A 19,382-nucleotide genomic window follows, 5' to 3' on the forward strand; every position below is an offset into this window, starting at 1 on the left:
GCGTAGCTCGGCGGGCGTGGGCACCTCGGCCGCCAGCGCGGCGACGTTGTCGTCGGCCGCGCGGGCCAGCGCCTCCACCCGATCCAACTCGCGATGAGCCGTCACCACCGGTGCCGCCCGCCGGGCCGCCGCCAGCTCCGAAGCCCACGTCGCCCGCGCTTCGGCCTCCGCGGACAACTCGGCCAGGTCCGCCTCGGCCGACGCCTTCCTGCGCACCCGCTCGGCAAGCTCCCGCCGCGCCAGCAACACGGCCTCGGCACGATCACGCTCGACCGCGGCCGCGAGTTCCCGCGTCACGGCTTCCTCCGCGCCCGCCTCCGTCGCGGCGACCAGCGACGAGAGCCATGCCTCGTCCGCCGTGTCGTCGTCGGGCGGTTCGGTGCCGACCGCTTGCGCGAGCCGCGCGATCAGCTGCACACACAGCCGCTGCCCCGCGTCCAGCGCGCGATGGCGCTCGGCCCGCCGGTCCCGGAACCACTGCTCGACCAACGCGAAGTGCTGCGTGCCGAACAGTCTCTCCAGCAGCTTCTCCCGCTCGGCGGTGTCCGCGCACAGGAATCGCGCGAACTCGCCCTGCGGCAGCAGAACCACTTGGAAGAACTGGTCCTTGCTCATCCCGAGCAGCCGCTCGATCGTCCTGCCGACCTCGTCGATGCGGGTCAGTCCGTCCGGCGCGTGCCCGCTCGGCGTGGCACCGACCCACGTCAGCGACGCCTTCGCATGTTGTTTTGTGGTGCCATCACCTCGTTTCTTGGCACGCAGGTACTCAGGGCTTCGCACCAGCCGCAGCCGGTGCCCCCGCACGGTCAGCTCGAGCCGCACCTCGGTGACGGTGTCCGGTTCGGCGTAGTCGCAGCGCAACCGCTTCGCCTGGTCGCGCACTCCTGGCACGGCGCCGAACAAGGCGAACGCCACCGCGTCCAGCAGGGTCGTCTTGCCGGCGCCCGTGTCGCCGTGCAGGAGGAACAGCCCGTCCGCGCCGAGCCGGTCGAAGTCCACCACCTCACGACCGGCATACGGCCCGAACGCGGTCAGCTCCAGTCGATGCAGCCTCACCGCTCTCCGCTCACGTCCGAGGTGAGCGGGGTCCCGCCCGCGGACGGCGCCGCGCATGCTCGGCGCCGTCCGAAGACTGAACGCGGTAAGCAGGTTTCGCTCATGCGGCCTCCCTGCTCCCGCGCTGCCGCGCGAGTTCGGCCCGCTCATCGTTCGCCACCGCCGCGAAGGCCTCACGCAGGAGCGCGCGCTCGCTCTCCGTGGGCTCCGCGTCCCGGCAGTCGGTGACGAAGTCGCATGCCACGTCGTGGTCGGACCGGTCTCGCACGGTCGTGGCATAGCGCAGTGGCGTGGCCAGCGTCCCGCTCATCGGGCGCCAGTCCACGTGCACGGCGTGGGGGAACCGCTTCTGCAGGCGGCGCAACGCGTCCGTCGGCCGCACCCGGTCGGTCAGCTCCACCGACAGGTAGCAGTCGGCCAGCCGCTCGTGCTCGTCAGTCGTGAGCAGCTCGTCGAGGTTCCCGGTGACCGTGGCGAGTGCGCGCGGGACCGGCAGCTCCCGCCGCTCCACCCCGGCGAGCCCGGCCGCGTCCAGTTCCACCAGCCACACGGATTTGCGGTGCCGTGCTTCGGAGAACGAGTACGCGAGCGGACTGCCGGAATAACGCAGGTGCCCGGCCAGCCGCTGGGGCCCGTGGAGGTGGCCGAGCGCCACGTAGTCGACGCCGTCGAACACGGCACCGGCGACCTGTTCGACACCGCCGACGGAAATCGTCCGCTCCGACGCGCTCGGGGCGCCGCCGGTGACGAACGCGTGGGCGAGCACCACCGACCGCACGCCGCTGCCACGTGAGGCGAGGTCGGCGCGTACCCGCCGCATGGCCTCCGTGAGCACGCCGGCGTGCCCGGCCGCATCGATGCAAAGCGAGTGCCGCGCGGGTTCCGGCTCCAGATACGGGATCCCGTACAGCGCAACGGGTCCGTGCCTGTCGTCCAGCACCACCGGCCGGTCGAGTTCGGCAACCCGGGTGCGCAGGTGCAGCCCGCCTGCCGCCGCGAACTCGGCGAACGCACCGAGACGCGGCGCCGAGTCGTGGTTCCCCGGCGTGATCACCAACCGCGCGCCGGCCTGGCGGATCCGGTCGAGCACCCGGGTGCAGACCGACACCGCCTCGCCGGACGGCACCGCGCGGTCGTAGAGGTCGCCGGACACCACGACGACATCGACCCGCTCGTCTGCCGCCAGGTCGGCCAGCCCGCTGAGCACGGACTCCTGGTCGGCGAGCAGATCGCGGCCGTGGAACATCCGTCCCACGTGCCAGTCGGAGGTGTGCAGCACTCGCATGCCAGCAAAGCTAGGGGGCGGCACCGACAATGCCCAGGAGGCGCGCCACCCCAACGAGTGAAGGTCCCAGGAAAGCCATCGAAAAAAGCCCGTGCGAACGGTCCATTGGCGCGGAATCGCGGGCTGTCGGCCTGTCCGCCTCGATGCGCGTCCCCGGAATTGTCGGTCGTCTGGTTCATGATGTTTCCACTCGACCCGGCCCAGGAAAGGGGACGTCAGTGGACGCGGTGTTCGGCACCGTCGCATTCGTGTTGTTGCTCCTCCTCATCGGTGGTGCGGCGCTGTTCCGGCGGCTGTACAACGACAGCCAGCGCAGGCTGGACGACGCCGTCTCGGCCGTGCGTGAGGAACGCGACCGGTCCGACGCGCACGCCGCCGCCCTGCGTCGCTACGAGGTCATGTTCGCGTCGATCAGCGGCCGGGGTGAGCTCGGCGAGCAGGTGCTCGTGGAGACCGCGCGGTCGCTCGGCCTTCGCGAAGGCCTGCACTTCACATTGCAGACCGACGTCGCCGGTGGCGGGTCCGTGCGGCCGGACATGCTGCTGTCGGTCGGCGACGGCAGGCTTGTGCCGGTCGACGCGAAGATGACGATCGCCTGCTGGATGGAGGCCGTCGAGACGGACGATCCGGAGGAGCGCGCGGACGCGTTGCGGGTGCACGTGCGCAACATCCGGTCCCGGGCGACGGAGCTGGCAGGCAAGGGTTATCAGCGGTGGGCGGACGCGATCTACGGCACGATCATGTTCGTCCCGTCCGACGCGGCGGTGGTGGCCGCGCTGGACACCGACACCGACCTGCTGCGGTGGCTGCTGGACCGGCGGGTCTTCGTGTGTGGGCCGACGGGGTTCGCGGTGATCGCGTCCGCGGCGATGCTCGCCGCGAGCGAGCGGGTGCTGGCCGCCGACATCGACGCGCTGCGCGGGCAGGCTCTCGCCGCGCACCGGGCGGCGGAGAGCGCGGTGGACGCGGTCAACGTGTCGAGCACGCACCTGCAGCGGTTCCTGCAGGCGCGGCGCCGTGAGCTGGACGCGCTGAACCAGTTCACGTCCACGGTCGCGCCGTTGACGGAGGCCGCGGCCAGCCCGACACCGCTGCCGTCGGTGCGGCGCTCCGATGAGATCGTCACGAACTCGTCGCCTACCGTGCGTGACGCATCGCCCGATGATCAGTACGACGAACTGCCGGATATGGAGGTGCCGTTGGAGCGTTGACCACCCACAACTCAATATGGGCCTGCCTGAGGACAGGCGGCAGCGGACAGTGATCGACTGTGTCGTGGTTCACATCATGGTGTTGTATCAGGGGTGCCGTTTTCAGAACGCTGGCCGGACGGGTCCGCTGACCTACTAACGTGTGCGCCGTGACCGCGACCCGCGATCGCAGGAGCGATCCTGAAGAAGACGCCGGACCGGCGTGGGACGACCGTCCCATCATCGGGCAGTTTCGTGGACTGCCGTGGTGGGCTGCCGTCCTGCTGGCATTCGGCCTGACGGCGATCGCCGCGTTCGTCGACATGCAGCAGCAGGACAACACACTGGGCAAGATCTACCAGGGTGCCTTCGTGGCCGGCTGTGTGGGCGCGGTCTGCTTCGTGCGCAGGCGAAGCCTGTTCGGACCGATGGTGCAGCCACCGCTCATCTTCGCGATCACCGCGGTGGGCGCGGTCGCGCTGCTGAGCCAGAAGCCCTCGGGCGGCGGCCTGAAGTCGCTGATCCTGTCGGTTGCGCTGCCGTTGACGAGCAACTTCCCGACGATGGGCATCACGACCGCTGTGGTCGTGCTCATCGGGTTGTTCCGGTGGTGGCGTGAGCGCGATCCCGATCCGGAGATGCGGCCGAACAAGCCACCGCGTCAGCGCGGGGCCGACCTCGGTCTCGACGACGAGCCAGGGCAGGGCACCGGCGGTCGCGGCCGGGAGCGGTCGGGCAAGGACCGTGCCGCGGTGCCACCACGCCGTGGCCGTCCGGAGATGGAAGAGCTGCCGCCGACCGACGACCGTCCCGCGCGTCGCGTACCGGGGCGTGCACCGCGCCCGTCGCGTGAGCCCGCGGCAGGACGCGAGGACGCGCGTGAGGCCGGCCGTGAGCCACGTCGCCGGGACCCGGGCGCCGGGCGGGCGGAGCGTGGCCGGGGTGAGCCGCCCGCGGACGCACCTGGGCGCGGTCGGGGACGCGGCAGTGAGCCGACGCCGCGGCGTCGGGAGCCGGGTGCCGACGGCGGTAAGTCCCGTGACGAGCGCGGTCGCCGTGACACGAGCCGGGACGGTGGCCGTGAGGGCCGTGAGGGTGGTCGTGGCGGCGGCCAGAGCCGTCAGCCGCGTCGTCGTCCGCCGGAGGACCGCTGACACGGCACCACGTGTGTGGTGCCGTGCCGATGGCCGCTGCCCAGCGGGCCGGTCAGCGGGCGCTGTCGTGGAGGCCGTTGCCCTGGAGGCTGTCGTCCTTCAGGGCCTTGCGCAGTTCGCGAGGGAGAGCGAACGCGACCTTCTCGTTGGCGGTGGTGACTTCCTGGACCTCGCCGTAGCCGCGCTCCGCGAGCCACGACAGCAGGTCCATGACGAGGATCTCCGGCACCGACGCGCCGCTCGTCACGCCGACCGTCGCGACGTCGTCCAGCCATGACTCGTCGACCTCGCGTGCGTAGTCGACCAGGTACGACGCCTTCGCGCCGGCCTGGAGCGCCACCTCGACGAGCCGCTTGGAGTTGGACGAGTTCTGCGAGCCGACCACGAGCACCAGATCGCACTCCGGGGCCATGGCCTTCACCGCGACCTGGCGGTTCTGGGTGGCGTAGCAGATGTCGTCGCTCGGCGGGTCCTGCAGCCCGGGGAAACGCTCCTTGAGCTGGTTGACGCGGACCATCGTCTCGTCGACCGACAGCGTGGTCTGCGACAGCCACACGACCTTGGACGGGTCACGGACGGCGACCTTCGTGGCGTCCTCCGCGGTGTCGACGAGCTGCACATGCTCGGGTGCCTCACCCGCGGTGCCCTCGACCTCCTCGTGGCCCTCGTGGCCGATGAGGAGGATGTCGTAGTCGTCGCGGGCGAAGCGCTTGGCCTCCTGGTGGACCTTCGTCACCAGCGGGCAGGTCGCGTCGATGGTGCGCAGCTGCCGGGTCGCGGCCTGCTCGTGCACCGCGGGCGACACGCCGTGCGCGGAGAACACGACGAGCGCGCCCTCCGGCACCTCGTCCGCCTCGTCGACGAAGATGGCGCCGCGTTCGGTCAGAGTCTCGACGACATGCTTGTTGTGGACGATCTCCTTGCGCACGTAGACAGGGGCGCCGTAGGTCTCGAGTGCCTTCTCGACGGTCACGACGGCACGGTCGACCCCTGCGCAGTACCCGCGCGGCTTGGCCAGCAGAACTCGCTTGGTCATGGCGCCCAGCGTACGGACCGGGCACCTGTGTAGGCAGATCGGCTGGACTGGTGCAAGGCTAGACACATGAAGTCACTCCCGCTCCCCATCCGGGTTGCGGCAGGCCTCGCCGTCACGGCCGTGGAACAGGCCCGCACGCTGCCCGCCAAGATCGCCGGACTCCCGGTCACCGTGGCGAGCCAGGCCCTGCAGGTCTCCATGCGCGTTCAACAGCAGGTCACGGAGCTGGCGATCCGTGGCGACGAGGTGCTTTCCGGCCTCCGCCCCGTCGAGGAGACGCCGGAGTGGGCGACCTTCGACGAGGACGTCGAGGACGACGCCTTCGACCTCAGCAAGCCGGCGCCGTTCGAGTCGGCGTTCGACCGGGCCGACGGCGAGAGCGAGGAGGATCGGCGTAACGGTCACCACACCGCGAGCGCCGAGACGTTCGCCACACCTGACCCGTGGACGCAGGAAGAGCGGGCGATCGCGGAGGAGAGCGAAGCGCACGACAGCGGCGGCCGCCCGCTGCCCGATGCGGCCGGCTACGACGGCCTGTCCCTTCCGCAGCTGCGGGCCCGCCTGCGTCGTTTCACGGCCGAAGAGCTTGCCGAGCTGCTCGAGTACGAACGCGCGCACGGCAACCGCCCGTCGTTCGTCGGCATGCTGACCCGGCGCATCGCGACCGTCCGCGACCAGACGTGACCGAACCCGCCACCAGTCCGGAGCAGCCGTGGCCGGTGCGGACCGTCGCGCGCAAGGTCGCCGACTGGATCAACCGCCTCGGTGACGTGTGGGTCGAGGGGCAGGTCACGCAGATCTCCAACCGGCCGGGCACCAACACCGCGTTCATCACGCTGCGGGACCCGGCCGCCGACGTGTCGATGAGCGTCACGTGCCAGACCGCCGTGCTTCGCGCACACCAGCCGCCGCTGACCGACGGCACCCGCGTGATCCTGCACGCGCGGCCCGCGTTCTTCATCGGTCGCGGCACGCTGTCGCTGCGGGCCGACGAGATCCGCGCGGTCGGCATCGGCCAGCTGCTGGCGCGGATCGAGCGGTTGCGCAAGCTCCTCGCCGCGGAGGGTCTGTTCGACCCGCGCCGCAAGCGAAAGCCGCCGTTCCTGCCGCGCACCGTCGGCCTGATCACCGGCCGCGCGTCGGCCGCGGAGCACGACGTGATGGTCAACGCCCGCGCCCGCTGGCCCGCCGTGCGGTTCCGGGTGGAGAACGTCGCTGTCCAGGGCGCGCTCGCGGTGCCGCAGATCGTCGACGCGCTCGGCGCGCTCGACCGCGACAAGAACGTGGACGTCATCGTGATCGCCCGCGGCGGTGGCAGCGTCGAGGATCTGCTGCCGTTCTCCGACGAGACACTGATGCGTGAGGTGTCCGGCTGCCGCACGCCGGTGCTGAGCGCGATCGGGCACGAGCAGGACACGCCACTGCTCGACCATGTGGCCGACGTCCGGTGCTCGACGCCGACCGACGCGGGCAGGCGGGTCGTGCCGGACATCGCCGAGGAGACCGCGCGGGTGCGCCAGCTCCGCGATCGGGCGCGGCGGGCGTTGCACGGATGGGTGGATCGTGAGCGCCACCTGCTGCACGCGCTGCGCAGCAGGCCGGTTCTCGCCGACCCTTTCACCCCGCTGGAACAGCGGAGTGCGCAGGTCAACATGCTCGTGGAGCGATCACGGCGGGCGATGGCCGCGCTCGTGTCAACCCAGCGCGCGGCCCTTGACCATACGAGAGCCCGCTTGACGACGCTCGGACCAGCCGCCACGCTTGCCCGCGGGTACGCGGTCGTGCAGTGGGTGGACGAAGAGGGAAGCCCGCGAGTGCTCCGCTCGACGGCAGAGGCGCCGGACGGGACCCACCTCCGGGTCCGCGTCACCGACGGCGCGGTGCACGCGATCGCGTCCGGCAGGGGCGACGCGATCGGAGGTAGCGGTGCCGAGACTGGATCGTGAGCCCACTTTTCTGCCATTGACCATGGCGACCACCTACGCGGTCACCCGCGCCACGGTCACCGAACCCGCGTTGCGCGCCCCCGCCGACGTCGTGTCCCGCAGAGCGAGGGAAGCCGACGCGGCCGCCGCAGAGTGCTGGACCGCGCTGCTCGCCGGCTGCGACGCGCCGGGCTGCCGTGCCCTGCCAGTACGGTTGCGCGCGTTGTCCGATGCGACGTCCGACTACACGGGGATGCGCTGGTGGCTGGGCCGCGGCTCGCAGCACCGGCACCGCGTTGGCGCCGCGCTCGAACGCATCGAGGAGGCGCTCGCAGAACGCGACGGCGCCGATTTCGCGGAGGCGTTCGTCGGATACGACCAGGCGGTCGCCGCCGCGCTGGTGAACGCCCACAGCCGATTGGAGACCCACGCCCAGTGAGCGACGACCCGACCCTCGACTACGAGGCCGCCCGCGACGAGCTGGCGGACGTGGTGGCCAAGCTGGAAGCGGGTGGCCTGTCCCTCGAGGATTCGCTGGCACTGTGGGAACGCGGCGAGGCGCTGGCGAAGCTCTGCGACCGCCATCTGGCAGGCGCGAAGGAACGCATCGAGTCGGCGCTCGCGGCCGCGGAGTCGGAGAACTCCGCGGGCTGAGTTGTCCACAGCTCACCCGGTTATCCACAGGTAGCCCTCGCACGCCCGTGCCTGTCACCCCTGGCCGGTAGACTGGCACGGCGGGACGCCCCCGGGATCGGGTGGGGGTTGGGCAACGCGCGCGCGAGCTTTCTGAGGGTCAGTGGCCTTTGAACGTGGGGGTTCGCTTTGTCACGAAGGCGTCCACCGCCTCCTTGTGGTCCGCCGTGCCGCCCAGCAGTGACTGGCCCTCGTTTTCCGTTGCCAGTGCGGTTTCCAGGTTCGCGCCCGCCGCGGCCAGCAGCGCTTCCTTGATCTTCGCGTAGCCCGTTGTCGGGCCCGTTGCCATGCGGGACGCCAGTTCCTGCGCCGTGCCCAGCGCGTCGTCGGCCACCTCGGTCACCATGCCGATCGCCAGTGCCTGTTCCGCTGTCACCGGTTTCGCCAGCAGCATCAGCTCCATCGCGCGGCCGTAGCCGATCAAGCGCGGCAGCGTCCATGACGCGCCCGAGTCCGCCGTCAGGCCGATCGTCGCGAACGCCATCAGGAACTTCGCGCCCGGCGCCGCGATCCGCAGGTCGCACGCGTACGCGAACGACGCGCCCGCGCCGGCCGCCATGCCGTTCACCGCCGCGATCACCGGCTTGCCCATCGAGGTGAGCGTGCGCACGATCGGGTTGTAGTGCTCCTCGACCGTGCGGAACGGCGCTGGGTCGTCCGACCGCAGTGCCGCCACGTGTTCCTTCAGGTCCTGTCCCGCGCAGAACGCCTTGCCCGCACCGGTCAGCACCACCGCCCGCACCGCCGGGTCCGCCGCCGCGTCGGTCAGACCGTCGCGCAACGCCTCCTTCAACTCCACCGTCAGCGAGTTGTACGCCTCGGGGCGGTTGAGGGTGAACGTGCGAACTCCCTCACGGTCGTCGACCTGCAGCGACGTCAAGACATCCTCCTCATGCACTGGACCTGGTGCGTGCGCCTCTGGTGAGGCATTCGGACAGAAAGATCTCCGCGGCGGGCGCGAGCCGCGCGGTGTGCTCGTCGAAGAACGCCGCGGCCGCCGTGCCCGCCCAGTCCTTCGGCAGCACCTTCTCCGGCAGGCCGGGATCGCGGAACAGGAACTTGCGCCACGCGTGCAGCAGCCGCTGCGAGGCCGCGAACGCTTCTGCGGCCTGTGTTCCGTCCACTGCGGACACGATCGGTAGCCACTCGGTCACGAAACCCGCATAGTCCGCGCCCAGCGCGTCGAGGTCCCACGCCCTGGCCGCGAGATCCGCGTCGTCGCCGTCGTGCTCGCCGTGGAAGAGCCTGCCCGCGATGCGTTCCGCGGCCAGGATGTCCGACAGCTCCGCCGACGGCCTCGGCGCGACCCACGTCGTCGGCCCCAACGATCCGTAGCCGATCAGTCGCAGGGAAGAGTCGAGCCGGTCGCGCGCACCCCGGCTCGGCAGTTCTTCCAGCACCAGCACGTGCCAGCGGCCGTCCCATGTGGAGGGATGGGTGCGGTAGATGCGTGCCGCTGCGTCGTCGAGCCGCCGCTCCGCGCGCTTCGTGAGCGCGTAGCCGGGCCCGTCGGTCAGCCGCACCGGCCGCAGCCAGTCCTGCCGGACCATTCTGGACACCGCCGTGCGGATGGCGGGCGGCTCGAAGCCCAGCGGCTCGAGCAGACGGACGAGTGCCGCGATCGCGGCAGAGCCACCTCTGGCTCTGAGGTAGCTGCCGAAGACGTCGAAAAGCGCGGACCGGGCTCGCACGAGATTCGAGTCTGTCAGTGCGGGGTGGCCCCGCGCCAGTGCGTTCGGATGTGTCTTGGCCGGTCATCGACACGCAAGTGATCGGTTCGATTTCACCGGCGAGATGCCATAGGGGAGAATGTCAGAATCTCTGGCCGGGTGAGTCCGGCCGAGGTGGCAGGCTATGACGGAGGGAGCACGCTATGGCGGCCATGAAGCCCCGGACCGGAGACGGTCCCCTCGAGGTGACCAAGGAGGGTCGGGGCATCGTGATGCGCGTACCACTCGAGGGCGGTGGACGCCTCGTCGTCGAGATGTCGGCTGAGGAGGCAAGTGCCCTGGGTGACGCGTTGAAGGCCACAGCTGGCTAACGGTCCAGAGTGGATTCTCTGGGTCGGTGATCCGTCGAGTATGGAGGTCCGTTGCACACCTCGGTGCCCGCGTTACCGACGGCGCTTCCCGATGTTGAGGTGATCACCACGGCGAGGCGGGCGACCCCGCTCGCCGTGGTGTGCCGCTCGGGAGACGCGGCACCCTCGCTGTTGTCGGTTCGGGGGGACGAGCTGACCGGCGAGTGGGTCAGTGCGGTCGCGTTGACTGGTAAGGCCGGTGAGGTCCAGCCCGGCCCAGCCGGTTCGTCGGTGCGCTGGGTCGCAGGCGTCGGTGACGGCGCGCCGGACCAGTGGTGCACCGCGGGTGCGGCGCTGATCAAGGCGCTCAACGCGCGGATAGCGAAGGACACCGACGCGGGCCTGACGCCGGAGCGGACCGTGCAGCTGGAGCTGCCGTCGTCCGTCGGGCCCGACGAGGTCAGCGAGTTGGTGCGCGGGCTACGGCTGGGCGGCTACCGGTACGCGGTGACCTCGGAGGCGGCGCCGCCGACGGTGCGCACGGTCCGGTTGGTGACGGCCGACCCCACGCTCGACGAGCCGGTGCGGCGCGCGGCGGTGCTGGCGCAGGCGACCGCGCTGGCGCGGGATCTCGCGAACACGCCGTCGAACGTGAAGGACCCGGCGTGGCTCGCACGGATGGCGACCCGGACCGCGGGCAAGGTCGCGGATGTCGTCGTGCGGGACGAGAAGTGGCTGGCAGCGCAGGGGTTCGGCGGAGTGCTCGCGGTGGGTGGGGGCTCGGTCCGCCCGCCGCGGTTCGTAGAACTGTCGTGGCGGCCGGCCGCGAAGGCGCCGCACGTCGTGCTCGTCGGCAAGGGCATCACGTTCGACACGGGCGGGGTCTCGGTGAAGGCCGCCGACGGCATGCACCTGATGCGGACCGACATGTCCGGTGGTGCGGCGGTGATCGCGGCGGTGGAGGCGATCGCACGGCTTGGCCTGAACGTGCGGGTGACCGGGCTCGTGCCGTGCGCGGAGAACCACCTGTCGGGTTCCGCGTACCGCCCCGGCGACATCGTGCGGCACTTCGGCGGCCGCACGACCGAGGTGACGAACACCGACGCCGAGGGCCGCATGGTGATGGCGGACGCGCTCGCGTACGCGGTGGACCGCTTGTCGCCGGACCTGATCGTGGACGTGGCGACGTTGACCGGCGCGATGAAGATCTCGCTCGGGCTGCGGATCGGCGGCCTGTTCGCGTCGACGGACGAGGTGGCTTCGCGGGTGCTGGCCGCGGGCGAGGCCACGGGCGAGCGCTGGTGGCGGATGCCGTTGGCTTCGGATGTCGGCTCGGTGGCGGACGAGTTCGCGGACGCGGTGCACAGCGAGATCGCGGACGTGCGCCAGTGCCCGCCGGGCCCTGGCGGCATCGCGGCGGCGATGTTCCTGCGTGAGTTCACGGGCGGGCTGCCGTGGGCGCACCTTGACATCGCGGGCCCGGCTCGTGCGGACCGCAACTACGACGAGGTCAGCGCGGGTGCGACCGGTTTCGCGGCCCGCACACTGGTTGAGCTCGTCGCGGCCCACGCCTGAGGTTGTCCACAGCCGGCCCGGTTGTCCACAGACAAGATCGACAACGCGGAATTGTCAGTGCCAGCCGGTAAACTGGCAAGGCGGGGTGCCCCCGGGAATGGGTGGGGGTTTGGTGAGCGTCCTGGGGAAGCAGCTCAGTTTGCTGTTGCTGTTGCTGTTGCCGGGGTCGGTGCGGGGTGATACGTGCGGGTGCGCTCCGCGAAGACGCGGTCGAACACGGCGAACTTCGCCAGGAAGACCGGACCGCTCGCCGCCAGGTAGCTCAGCGTCAGCGCCACCGGCTGCCAGCCGCTCGGGAGCAGCGGCAGCACCAGGTGCTCCGCCGCCGTCGTCAGCGCGATCGACGCGACCCCGCCGATCATGGTCACCGTCAGGTATGTCGTCAGCTGGGCACGCAGTTTGCCCGAGGGCCACGCCCAGTACCGGACCATCAGGAAATGCGGCGCCGAACCCGCCAGGAACGCGATCGTGCTCGCCGTTGTCGCGTCCACACTGGTCCAGCCGTACACCACCAGCAGCACGATCTGGCTGATCCCGGTGGCGATCGCGGACGCCACCGTGAAGCGAGCCAGTCTGATGCGCGGGGGTGCCATGCACAGACGCTATTGCGCCCGCACTGAACACGCTCTCAGGAACTTCCCTGAGCTTCCCCTGATCAACCCCGATCAGGGGTCAGCCGCCAGATGACGTCCATGCCGTCCTCGCCAGGCGTGACCGGCTCCTGTGGTGGTCTCCTGTCCACCTCCACGAAACCGAGCCGCTTCGGGATCGCCGCGCTTCGCGTGTTCGCCACATCCGTGACGATCTCCACCCGCTCCGCGCCTGCCAGGAAGGCCTCGGCAACCAGTAGCGACGCCGCTTGCGTCGCCACGCCATGGCCCACGTGGCCGGGGTGCAGCCAGTAACCCAGCTCGAGCCCGCCTGGGCCCACCCGCGCCATCAGGCTCGCCGCGCCCGCCAGCCGGCCCGATACGAAGATCGCGTAGTTGAACGCCGTGCCCCGGTCCCACTCGTCCGCCGTGCTCGCCACGAACGCCGTCGCCGCCGCGGGCGGGTAGCCGTCCGCCACCCACGCCATCCACGGGCTCAGGTGCGCCATCGACTCCTGTACGACCTCGTGCAGCACCGGCGCGTCCCGCACGCGCCAGCGCCGCAGGGTCACCCCGCCCGCCACGATCTGCGTGCGCATCTGCTCAGCCCAGCACCGACCGGTACACGGCCACCGTCTGCTCCGCCATCGACGCCCACGAGAACTCCGTGACCGCCCGCTCCCGGCCCGCGTCGCCCATCAGCTTCGCCCGGTACGGGTCGGCGAGCAGGCTGTTGACCGCGTCCGCGAGGCCTACCCGGAACGTCGACTCGTCCGCCTCGTCGTAGTGCACCAGCAGTCCGGTCCTGCCGTCGTCGACGACCTCGGGGATGCCGCCGACATCGGACGCGACCACCGCCGTGCCGCACGCCATCGCCTCCAGGTTCACGATGCCCAGCGGCTCGTACACCGACGGGCACACGAACACCGTCGCGTGGCTCAGGAACTGACGCACCTCTGCGGGCTGCAGCATCTTCTGGATCCAGAACACGCCGGGCCGGGCCGCCGCGAGCTCCGACACCGCCTCGGTCATCTCCCGCGCGATCTCCGGCGTGTCCGGCGCGCCGGCGCACAGCACCAGCTGCGCGCCGGGGTCGATCTCGTGTGCGGCCGCGACCAGGTGGCCGACACCCTTCTGCCGGGTGATCCGCCCCACGAACACCACGATCGGTTGGTCCGGGTCCACGCCGTAGTGGCGTAGCGCGTCGGACTCCGTCACCGGGTGGTATGCCGACGAGTCGATGCCGTTGCGCACCACCCGTACCCGCTCCGGATCGAGTGACGGATAGCAGTCGAGCACGTCGGCGCGCATGCCCTCGCTCACCGCGATGATCGCGTCCGCCGACTCGTACGCCGTCCTCTCCACCCACGACGACAGCCGGTAGCCGCCGCCGAGCTGCTCGGCCTTCCACGGCCTGCGTGGCTCCAGCGAGTGCGCCGTGATCACGTGCGGCACGTCGTAGAGGATCTTCGCCAGGTGTCCCGCGTGGTTGGCGTACCACGTGTGCGAGTGCACGAGGTCGGCCCCGTCGAGGGCCGCCGTGATCGACAGGTCCACCGACAACGTCCGCAATGCCTGGTTCGCGCGTTCGAGCCCCGGCGCGGGATTGTGCGAGTGAACGCCCTCGCCGGAGCGGGGCCCGCCGAAGCAGTGCACCTCGACGTCGATCAGCTCACGCAACCTCGGCACGAGGAACTCGACGTGAACACCCGCGCCGCCGTACACCTCCGGTGGCCATTCCCGAGTCAACAGACCGATACGCACGTCCCCAAGGTAGCCGTACCAGTGCGAACGCGGTTAGGGTCAGCCACGTGAAGGGCCAGCAGCCACACGTGCTCGCGATCGTGCTCGCCGGTGGCGAAGGGAAACGGCTGTGGCCGCTCACAGCCGACCGAGCCAAACCCGCGGTCCCGTTCGGCGGCAACTACCGGCTGATCGACTTCGTGCTGTCGAACCTGGTGAACGCCGGCTACCACCGGTTATGCGTGCTCACCCAGTACAAGTCGCACTCGCTGGACCGGCACATCTCGACCACGTGGCGGCTCTCCAGCGTGCTCGGGCAGTACATCACCCCGGTGCCGGCGCAGCAGCGGCTCGGGCCGAGGTGGTACACCGGCAGCGCGGACGCGATCTACCAGTCACTGAACCTGGTGTACGACGAGAAACCGGACCACATCGTCGTGTTCGGCGCCGACCACGTGTACCGGATGGACCCGTCGCAGATGGTGGACGAGCACGTGGCGGCGGGCGTCGGCGTGACCGTCGCCGGGATCCGGGTGCCGAGGGCCGAGGCGAAGGCGTTCGGCTGCATCGACTCCGACGCGTCCGGGAAGATCACCCGGTTCCTGGAGAAGCCCTCGGCGCCGCCGTCGGTGCCGGACGACCCGGACGTCACGTTCGCGTCGATGGGCAACTACGTGTTCCGCACGGAGACGCTGCTCGACGCGCTGCGGGAGGACGCGGCCAACCCAGAGTCGATGCACGACATGGGCGGTGACATCATCCCGATGCTGGTCGGGCGTGGCGAGGCGCGGGTGTACGACTTCGACGACAACGAGGTGCCCGGCGCGACCGAGCGGGACAAGGGGTACTGGCGAGACGTCGGGACGCTCGACGCGTACTACGACTCGCACCTGGACCTGGTGTCGGTGCACCCGGTGTTCAACCTCTACAACCACCGCTGGCCGATTCGCACGGCGACGCCGCCGCTGCCGCCCGCGAAGTTCGTCAACTCGGGCAGCGCCGTCGAGTCGATCATCGGGCCGGGGTCGATCGTGTCCGGTTCGTCCGTGCGGGACTCGGTGATCAGCGCGGACGTGGTGATCGAGGACGGCGCGGTGGTCGAGGGCGGCGTGCTGCTGCCGGGCGTGCGGATCGGGAAGGGCGCCGTGGTGCGCCGGGCGATCCTCGACAAGAACGTGCAGGTCGCCGAGGGTGCGGAGATCGGCGTCGACCCGGACGCGGACCGGCAGCGGTGGACCGTGTCTGCGGGCGGCGTCGTGGTCCTCGGCAAGGGCGAACGGGTCGACTGACCAGTTGTCCACAGCTCACCCGGTTATCCACAGGTAGCCCTCACGCGCCCGTGCCTGTCACCCCTGGCCGGTAGACTGGCACGGCGGGACGCCCCCGGGATCGGGTGGGGGTTGGGCAACGCGCGCGCGACCGGATTTGCCGTTTGACCTGCGGGTTTGTCAGCCGGTTTTCGCGGCCACCAGTAGGCCGTCGCCCAGTGGGAGAAGGACCGGGACCAGGCGGTCGTCGTCCCGCACCACCCTGGCCACCTCGCGCAGCGCCACCGTCTCCGCGTCCCGGCGCACCTGGTTCGCGGGCCCGCCCGACCACAGCACGCTGCAGAACGCGATCACGCCACCCGGCCGCAGCAACCGCACGCCCTGCTCGTGGTACCCGGGGTACTCCTGCTTCGCCGCGTCGATGAACAGCAGGTCGTAGGCCTCTTCGGTGAGCCGGGGCAGCACGTCCAGCGCCCGTCCCATGATCAGCCGCGTGCGGCCGGGCGGGATCTTCGCCTCCACGAACGTGCGTTTCGCCGCGCTCTGCGGTTCCGGGTCCACGTCGATCGACGTGAGCACCCCGTCCGGCGCCATACCCCGCAGCAGGTACAGGCCACTGACGCCGGCGCCGGTGCCGACCTCCACCACCGCTTTGGCGCGGGTTGCCGCCGCCAGGAACCGCAGCGCGGCGCCGCCTGCCTGCGTGATCGGGGCGCAGCCCAGCTGCACTCCCCGCCTGCGGGCGGCGGCCAGCGTGTCGTCCTCGGTGAGGTAACCCTCGACGTACGCGTTCAGCGCTTCCGAGTCGATCGTCGGCGTATCGGATGCCACGAAGTGTGAGATTAGCGTTGTCCGACCCGATACCGGGTGATAAGGGCCGCGCCGGTCGATTCTCAGCCCCTTCTCAGACGACTCTCACTAGCTTCATATCGACGGCCGACATGATCCAAGGTGACGGCAGCACTCAGGGTGCGGGGGGATTGGGAACACGATGAGCATGACAAGCGTTGAGAAAGGTAGTGGGTTCGCCAACCCGGAAGAGGTGGGACACCGCCCGATGCCTACGCAGACCGCTGACGCCGCACCCGTCACCCTGGACGACGCGTCCACCTGGACGCCACCATCGTGGGACGAGGTAGTGCGCGAGCACGCCGACCGTGTCTACCGCCTTGCCTACCGCCTCGCCGGCAACGCACACGACGCCGAGGACCTCACCCAGGAGACCTTCATCCGGGTGTTCCGCTCGCTGGCGAACTACAAGCCCGGCACCTTCGAGGGCTGGCTGCACCGCATCACCACGAACCTGTTCCTCGACATGGCGCGCCGTCGCTCGCGGCTGCGCATGGAGGGACTGCCCGAGGACACCGACCGGCTCGCGGGCGACGACCCGAGCCCGGAGCAGGTCTACGTCGAGAGCCACCTGGACCCTGACCTGCAGGCCGCCCTGGACGAGCTGCCCCCCGAGTTCCGTGCCGCGGTCGTGCTGTGTGACGTGGAAGGCCTCTCCTACGAGGAGATCGGCGCCACTCTCGGCGTCAAGTTGGGTACTGTTCGCAGCAGGATCCACCGTGGGCGGCAGGCTCTGCGTGCGTCACTGGAGCGCCGCCGCGAACTTGTACGGGAGGGTAGGTCGTGACCGACGAGCGCGGTTGGGGTCTGTCCGAACAGCACCTTCTTCCGGACGCGGTGGTCGCGTTCGTCGACGGCGAACTGTCGGCGACGGCGCAGGACCGTGCCGCGTCGCACGCCGCGCGGTGCGTCACGTGCGCGGCCGAGATCAAGTCGCAGCGTCAGGCCGCCTCCGCCGTCCAGTCCGCCAACGCGTTCTCCGCGCCCGCCGGGCTGCTCGCGAACCTGATGGCGATCCCGGAGCAGGTGGAGATGCCGTCGGTACCGGACGGTCTCGCCGTGACCAGCGACGGCCAGCTGGTCGCCGTGCAGCGCCCCGATCGGGTTCCGCAGCTCGGGGGTACCGCGCCGTTGGGAAGTTCGGCGAAACTCGGCGAGGGCCGCGCGGTCCTTGGGCGTAGGCCTGGCCGCCGCGCCGCGCAGGGCGCCGGTGTGGTCGTGTCCGGGCTCGTGCTCGGTGCGCTCGCGCTCGTCAACACGTCCAGCGGTGGCGACGAGCCGGCCCGCACGCCTGCCAACGGTGAGCATCCCTCGGTCGTCGGCGGCGGCACGATGCAGCAGGCAGGCTATGCCGCGACGCTGCACGTCACCAATCGCTAGCGCAACGCCGACTTCACCACTCGTGCGGCAGGCTTGGCGACGATGAACAACCAGTGGAACTCCGAGCCGGACCCGCCGTCGAACGGCAGCGCCGTTCCCGGCAGTGACGACCGTCCCCGGCTCGGGCCACGTCCCTCGGTCCACCCGCCGGTCGACCCCGGTTCGGCTGCCGTGTTCGGTCGCCCGTCCGGTGTCGGCGGGGCGTTCTCACCCCGTTCACCGCAGCAGCAATCCGCGCTCGGTGATCTGAAGACCGCCCCACCGCCGCCAGAAGCGCTGACGTCCGCGTTCGGCAGGCCGGACGGCAACCAGGAGCTGCTGCAGCGCCCACCCTCGGACGAGAACGGCGTCAACGGCGTCGACCCGTGGGACCCGGACGCCGCGCACGACCCGTGGCGGGACCCGGCGGCAGGCGCCGTCATCGGCCCGCCCGCCGTCGGCCCCGAGAAGACCGACGACGACAAGACATCGGCGCCCAAGCCCGCCGCGCAGCTGCTGAGCCTGCCGGAGGTGCTGTTCGGGCGCCGCGTAAAGGTGTCCGCACTGGTGATCCTCGCCGTGTTCGCGCTGGTCATCGGCGTCGGCGGGGGGATAGCCGCGTACTTCGTCGCCGACCGGGGCGACCAGCTGACCAGCGACGCCACGCTCGCCGAGGTGGTGCCGGGCAAGGAACGGCCGCCGGGTTCGGTCGCCGACATCTCGAAGCGGGTGCGGCCTGCGGTCGTGACCATCGAGGTGCGCTCCGAGCAGGGCGCGGGCGTCGGATCCGGCGCGGTCATCGACAGCGGCGGCTACATCCTGACCAACGAACACGTCGTGACGCTCGGTGGCGCGGTGTCCGACGGCCAGCAGATCACCGTGGTGTTCAACGACGGTCAGCGCGCGGAGGCGGACCTCGTCGGGTCGGACCCGAAGATGGACCTCGCGGTCGTGAAGGTCGACGCCGACGTCAGCACCGTGATCCAGCTCGGCAAGTCCGCGGACCTCGCGGTCGGCGACACGGTCCTCGCGATCGGCTCCCCGCTCGGCGAGACGGACACGGTGACCCTCGGCATCGTCAGCGCGCTGAACCGGCCGGTCGTCGTCGGAGAGGAAGACGGGGTGCCCGCGGTCTACGACGCGATCCAGACCGACGCGGCGATCAACCACGGCAACTCGGGCGGCCCGCTGGTCGACTCGACGGGCGCGCTCGTGGGCATCAACACGTCGATCATCTCGACGTCCGAGGAGGGCGGCAGCATCGGTCTCGGCTACGCCATCCCGATCGACGACGCGCGGCCGGTGGCCGAGTCGCTGATCAAGACCGGCAAGGTGAACCACGCCGACCTGGGTGTGAACGCCGCGTCGGTGTCGGCGGAGACGGCCGAGGGCGCCAGGGTCCAGAACGTCCGAGAGGGCGGCGCCGCCGCCAAGGCGGGCATCAAGCAGAACGACGTCATCCGGAAGGTCGGTGACCGGCCCATCGCGAACGCGGCGGAGCTGATCGTCGCGGTGCGCCACTACAAGATCGGCGACACCGTGCCGGTCGTGCTGGCGCGGGACGGCCGCGAGCTGACAGTTCAGGTGACATTGCAGTCGGATTGACCGGCTACGCTGGACGGCGACGTCGGAGTTGGTT

The 19,382-nt window shown here is 70.7% G+C and carries 21 protein-coding genes; 12 read left to right on the forward strand and 9 right to left on the reverse strand.

Annotated elements, in window-relative coordinates; all coding sequences use genetic code 11:
* On the reverse strand, nt 1–1,056 hold a 1,056-nt coding region (locus WBA97_RS24195; protein WP_424233195.1), incomplete at its 3' end, for an AAA family ATPase.
* A 100-nt stretch (nt 1,057–1,156) separates the two neighbouring features.
* Nucleotides 1,157–2,341 carry an exonuclease SbcCD subunit D gene (locus WBA97_RS24200; protein ID WP_424233196.1) on the reverse strand — a complete coding sequence of 395 codons (1,185 nt, stop codon included), beginning with the start codon at nt 2,339–2,341 and terminating at the stop codon, nt 1,157–1,159.
* A gap of 218 nt (nt 2,342–2,559) precedes the next feature.
* Between WBA97_RS24200 and rmuC the strand changes: the two genes are divergently transcribed.
* Nucleotides 2,560–3,552, forward strand: a complete 993-nt coding sequence (rmuC, locus tag WBA97_RS24205; protein ID WP_424233197.1) for a DNA recombination protein RmuC — start codon at nt 2,560–2,562, stop codon at nt 3,550–3,552.
* 149 nt (nt 3,553–3,701) lie between these two features.
* Nucleotides 3,702–4,685 (forward strand): DUF6542 domain-containing protein, encoded by a 984-nt coding sequence (locus WBA97_RS24210; RefSeq protein WP_424233198.1) that lies wholly within the window; start codon nt 3,702–3,704, stop codon nt 4,683–4,685.
* A gap of 52 nt (nt 4,686–4,737) precedes the next feature.
* Here WBA97_RS24210 and WBA97_RS24215 read toward each other — a convergent pair whose 3' ends face one another.
* Entirely contained in the window at nt 4,738–5,721 is a 984-nt protein-coding gene (locus WBA97_RS24215; RefSeq protein WP_424233199.1) for a 4-hydroxy-3-methylbut-2-enyl diphosphate reductase, read from the reverse strand.
* 66 nt (nt 5,722–5,787) lie between these two features.
* On the opposite strand from WBA97_RS24215, the gene WBA97_RS24220 reads away from it, so the two are divergent.
* The 4 genes from WBA97_RS24220 to WBA97_RS24235 are packed head-to-tail and all read left to right on the forward strand — an operon-like array spanning nt 5,788 to nt 8,300.
* Nucleotides 5,788–6,405, forward strand: coding sequence for a lipid droplet-associated protein (locus WBA97_RS24220; RefSeq protein ID WP_424233200.1), 618 nt, complete (start codon nt 5,788–5,790; stop codon nt 6,403–6,405).
* Nucleotides 6,402–7,667 (forward strand): exodeoxyribonuclease VII large subunit, encoded by a 1,266-nt coding sequence (xseA, locus tag WBA97_RS24225; protein WP_424233201.1) that lies wholly within the window; start codon nt 6,402–6,404, stop codon nt 7,665–7,667. The genes WBA97_RS24220 and xseA overlap by 4 nt, the downstream gene beginning before the upstream one ends.
* Before the next feature lie 22 nt (nt 7,668–7,689).
* Nucleotides 7,690–8,085: a sugar ABC transporter substrate-binding protein gene (locus tag WBA97_RS24230; RefSeq protein WP_424233237.1), complete on the forward strand. Its 396-nt coding sequence runs from the start codon at nt 7,690–7,692 to the stop codon at nt 8,083–8,085.
* Nucleotides 8,082–8,300, forward strand: a complete 219-nt coding sequence (locus WBA97_RS24235) for an exodeoxyribonuclease VII small subunit (protein ID WP_424233202.1) — start codon at nt 8,082–8,084, stop codon at nt 8,298–8,300. Before WBA97_RS24230 ends, WBA97_RS24235 begins: the two co-directional genes overlap by 4 nt.
* A 139-nt stretch (nt 8,301–8,439) precedes the next feature.
* Here the strand turns inward: WBA97_RS24235 and WBA97_RS24240 are convergent, their stop codons facing one another.
* Nucleotides 8,440–9,237, reverse strand: coding sequence for an enoyl-CoA hydratase-related protein (locus tag WBA97_RS24240; RefSeq protein WP_424233203.1), 798 nt, complete (start codon nt 9,235–9,237; stop codon nt 8,440–8,442).
* Nucleotides 9,230–10,030 carry a PaaX family transcriptional regulator C-terminal domain-containing protein gene (locus tag WBA97_RS24245; RefSeq protein ID WP_424233204.1) on the reverse strand — a complete coding sequence of 267 codons (801 nt, stop codon included), beginning with the start codon at nt 10,028–10,030 and terminating at the stop codon, nt 9,230–9,232. The genes WBA97_RS24240 and WBA97_RS24245 overlap by 8 nt, the downstream gene beginning before the upstream one ends.
* A 182-nt stretch (nt 10,031–10,212) precedes the next feature.
* Between WBA97_RS24245 and WBA97_RS24250 the strand changes: the two genes are divergently transcribed.
* Both WBA97_RS24250 and WBA97_RS24255 read left to right on the forward strand, forming a co-directional pair.
* Complete coding sequence (locus tag WBA97_RS24250; protein WP_133905611.1) at nt 10,213–10,380, forward strand: DUF3117 domain-containing protein; 168 nt, start codon at nt 10,213–10,215, stop codon at nt 10,378–10,380.
* Nucleotides 10,381–10,431: 51 nt separating this feature from the next.
* A complete protein-coding gene (locus tag WBA97_RS24255; RefSeq protein ID WP_424233205.1) occupies nt 10,432–11,934 on the forward strand; it encodes a leucyl aminopeptidase family protein in 1,503 nt (500 codons plus the stop codon).
* A 134-nt stretch (nt 11,935–12,068) separates the two neighbouring features.
* Here WBA97_RS24255 and WBA97_RS24260 read toward each other — a convergent pair whose 3' ends face one another.
* The 3 genes from WBA97_RS24260 to glgA form a co-directional block, all read right to left on the reverse strand.
* The gene (locus WBA97_RS24260; RefSeq protein ID WP_424233206.1) at nt 12,069–12,527 is read right to left on the reverse strand and encodes a GtrA family protein; all 459 of its coding nucleotides are present in this window, start codon (nt 12,525–12,527) and stop codon (nt 12,069–12,071) included.
* Nucleotides 12,528–12,589: 62 nt separating this feature from the next.
* Nucleotides 12,590–13,123, reverse strand: coding sequence for a GNAT family N-acetyltransferase (locus WBA97_RS24265; RefSeq protein WP_424233207.1), 534 nt, complete (start codon nt 13,121–13,123; stop codon nt 12,590–12,592).
* A gap of 4 nt (nt 13,124–13,127) precedes the next feature.
* Nucleotides 13,128–14,288 carry a glycogen synthase gene (gene glgA / locus WBA97_RS24270; protein ID WP_424233208.1) on the reverse strand — a complete coding sequence of 387 codons (1,161 nt, stop codon included), beginning with the start codon at nt 14,286–14,288 and terminating at the stop codon, nt 13,128–13,130.
* Nucleotides 14,289–14,335: 47 nt separating this feature from the next.
* On the opposite strand from glgA, the gene glgC reads away from it, so the two are divergent.
* Nucleotides 14,336–15,556: a glucose-1-phosphate adenylyltransferase gene (gene glgC / locus WBA97_RS24275; RefSeq protein WP_424233209.1), complete on the forward strand. Its 1,221-nt coding sequence runs from the start codon at nt 14,336–14,338 to the stop codon at nt 15,554–15,556.
* 159 nt (nt 15,557–15,715) lie between these two features.
* Here glgC and WBA97_RS24280 read toward each other — a convergent pair whose 3' ends face one another.
* Nucleotides 15,716–16,366 carry an O-methyltransferase gene (locus WBA97_RS24280; protein ID WP_424233210.1) on the reverse strand — a complete coding sequence of 217 codons (651 nt, stop codon included), beginning with the start codon at nt 16,364–16,366 and terminating at the stop codon, nt 15,716–15,718.
* Nucleotides 16,367–16,592: 226 nt separating this feature from the next.
* Between WBA97_RS24280 and sigE the strand changes: the two genes are divergently transcribed.
* Genes sigE through WBA97_RS24295 form a run of 3 tightly spaced genes read left to right on the forward strand, consistent with a single transcriptional unit; the run spans nt 16,593 to nt 19,348 of the window.
* Nucleotides 16,593–17,171, forward strand: a complete 579-nt coding sequence (gene sigE / locus WBA97_RS24285) for an RNA polymerase sigma factor SigE (RefSeq protein ID WP_424233211.1) — start codon at nt 16,593–16,595, stop codon at nt 17,169–17,171.
* A complete protein-coding gene (locus tag WBA97_RS24290; RefSeq protein ID WP_424233212.1) occupies nt 17,168–17,764 on the forward strand; it encodes an anti-sigma factor family protein in 597 nt (198 codons plus the stop codon). Before sigE ends, WBA97_RS24290 begins: the two co-directional genes overlap by 4 nt.
* A 42-nt stretch (nt 17,765–17,806) precedes the next feature.
* Nucleotides 17,807–19,348, forward strand: coding sequence for a trypsin-like peptidase domain-containing protein (locus WBA97_RS24295; protein WP_424233213.1), 1,542 nt, complete (start codon nt 17,807–17,809; stop codon nt 19,346–19,348).
* Nucleotides 19,349–19,382 lie beyond the last annotated feature (34 nt).

It is taken from the genome of Actinophytocola sp., assembly GCF_049647105.1.
Classification (GTDB): domain Bacteria; phylum Actinomycetota; class Actinomycetes; order Mycobacteriales; family Pseudonocardiaceae; genus Actinophytocola.

Coding starts and splice junctions, on each gene's coding strand:
- WBA97_RS24200 (WP_424233196.1), bottom strand. CDS start 2,341: ATGCGAGTGCTGCACACCTCCGACTGGCACGTGGGACGGATGTTCCAC.
- WBA97_RS24215 (WP_424233199.1), bottom strand. CDS start 5,721: ATGACCAAGCGAGTTCTGCTGGCCAAGCCGCGCGGGTACTGCGCAGGG.
- WBA97_RS24220 (WP_424233200.1), top strand. CDS start 5,788: ATGAAGTCACTCCCGCTCCCCATCCGGGTTGCGGCAGGCCTCGCCGTC.
- WBA97_RS24230 (WP_424233237.1), top strand. CDS start 7,690: ATGGCGACCACCTACGCGGTCACCCGCGCCACGGTCACCGAACCCGCG.
- WBA97_RS24250 (WP_133905611.1), top strand. CDS start 10,213: ATGGCGGCCATGAAGCCCCGGACCGGAGACGGTCCCCTCGAGGTGACC.
- WBA97_RS24260 (WP_424233206.1), bottom strand. CDS start 12,527: ATGGCACCCCCGCGCATCAGACTGGCTCGCTTCACGGTGGCGTCCGCG.
- WBA97_RS24265 (WP_424233207.1), bottom strand. CDS start 13,123: ATGCGCACGCAGATCGTGGCGGGCGGGGTGACCCTGCGGCGCTGGCGC.
- sigE (WP_424233211.1), top strand. CDS start 16,593: ATGCCTACGCAGACCGCTGACGCCGCACCCGTCACCCTGGACGACGCG.
- WBA97_RS24295 (WP_424233213.1), top strand. CDS start 17,807: ATGAACAACCAGTGGAACTCCGAGCCGGACCCGCCGTCGAACGGCAGC.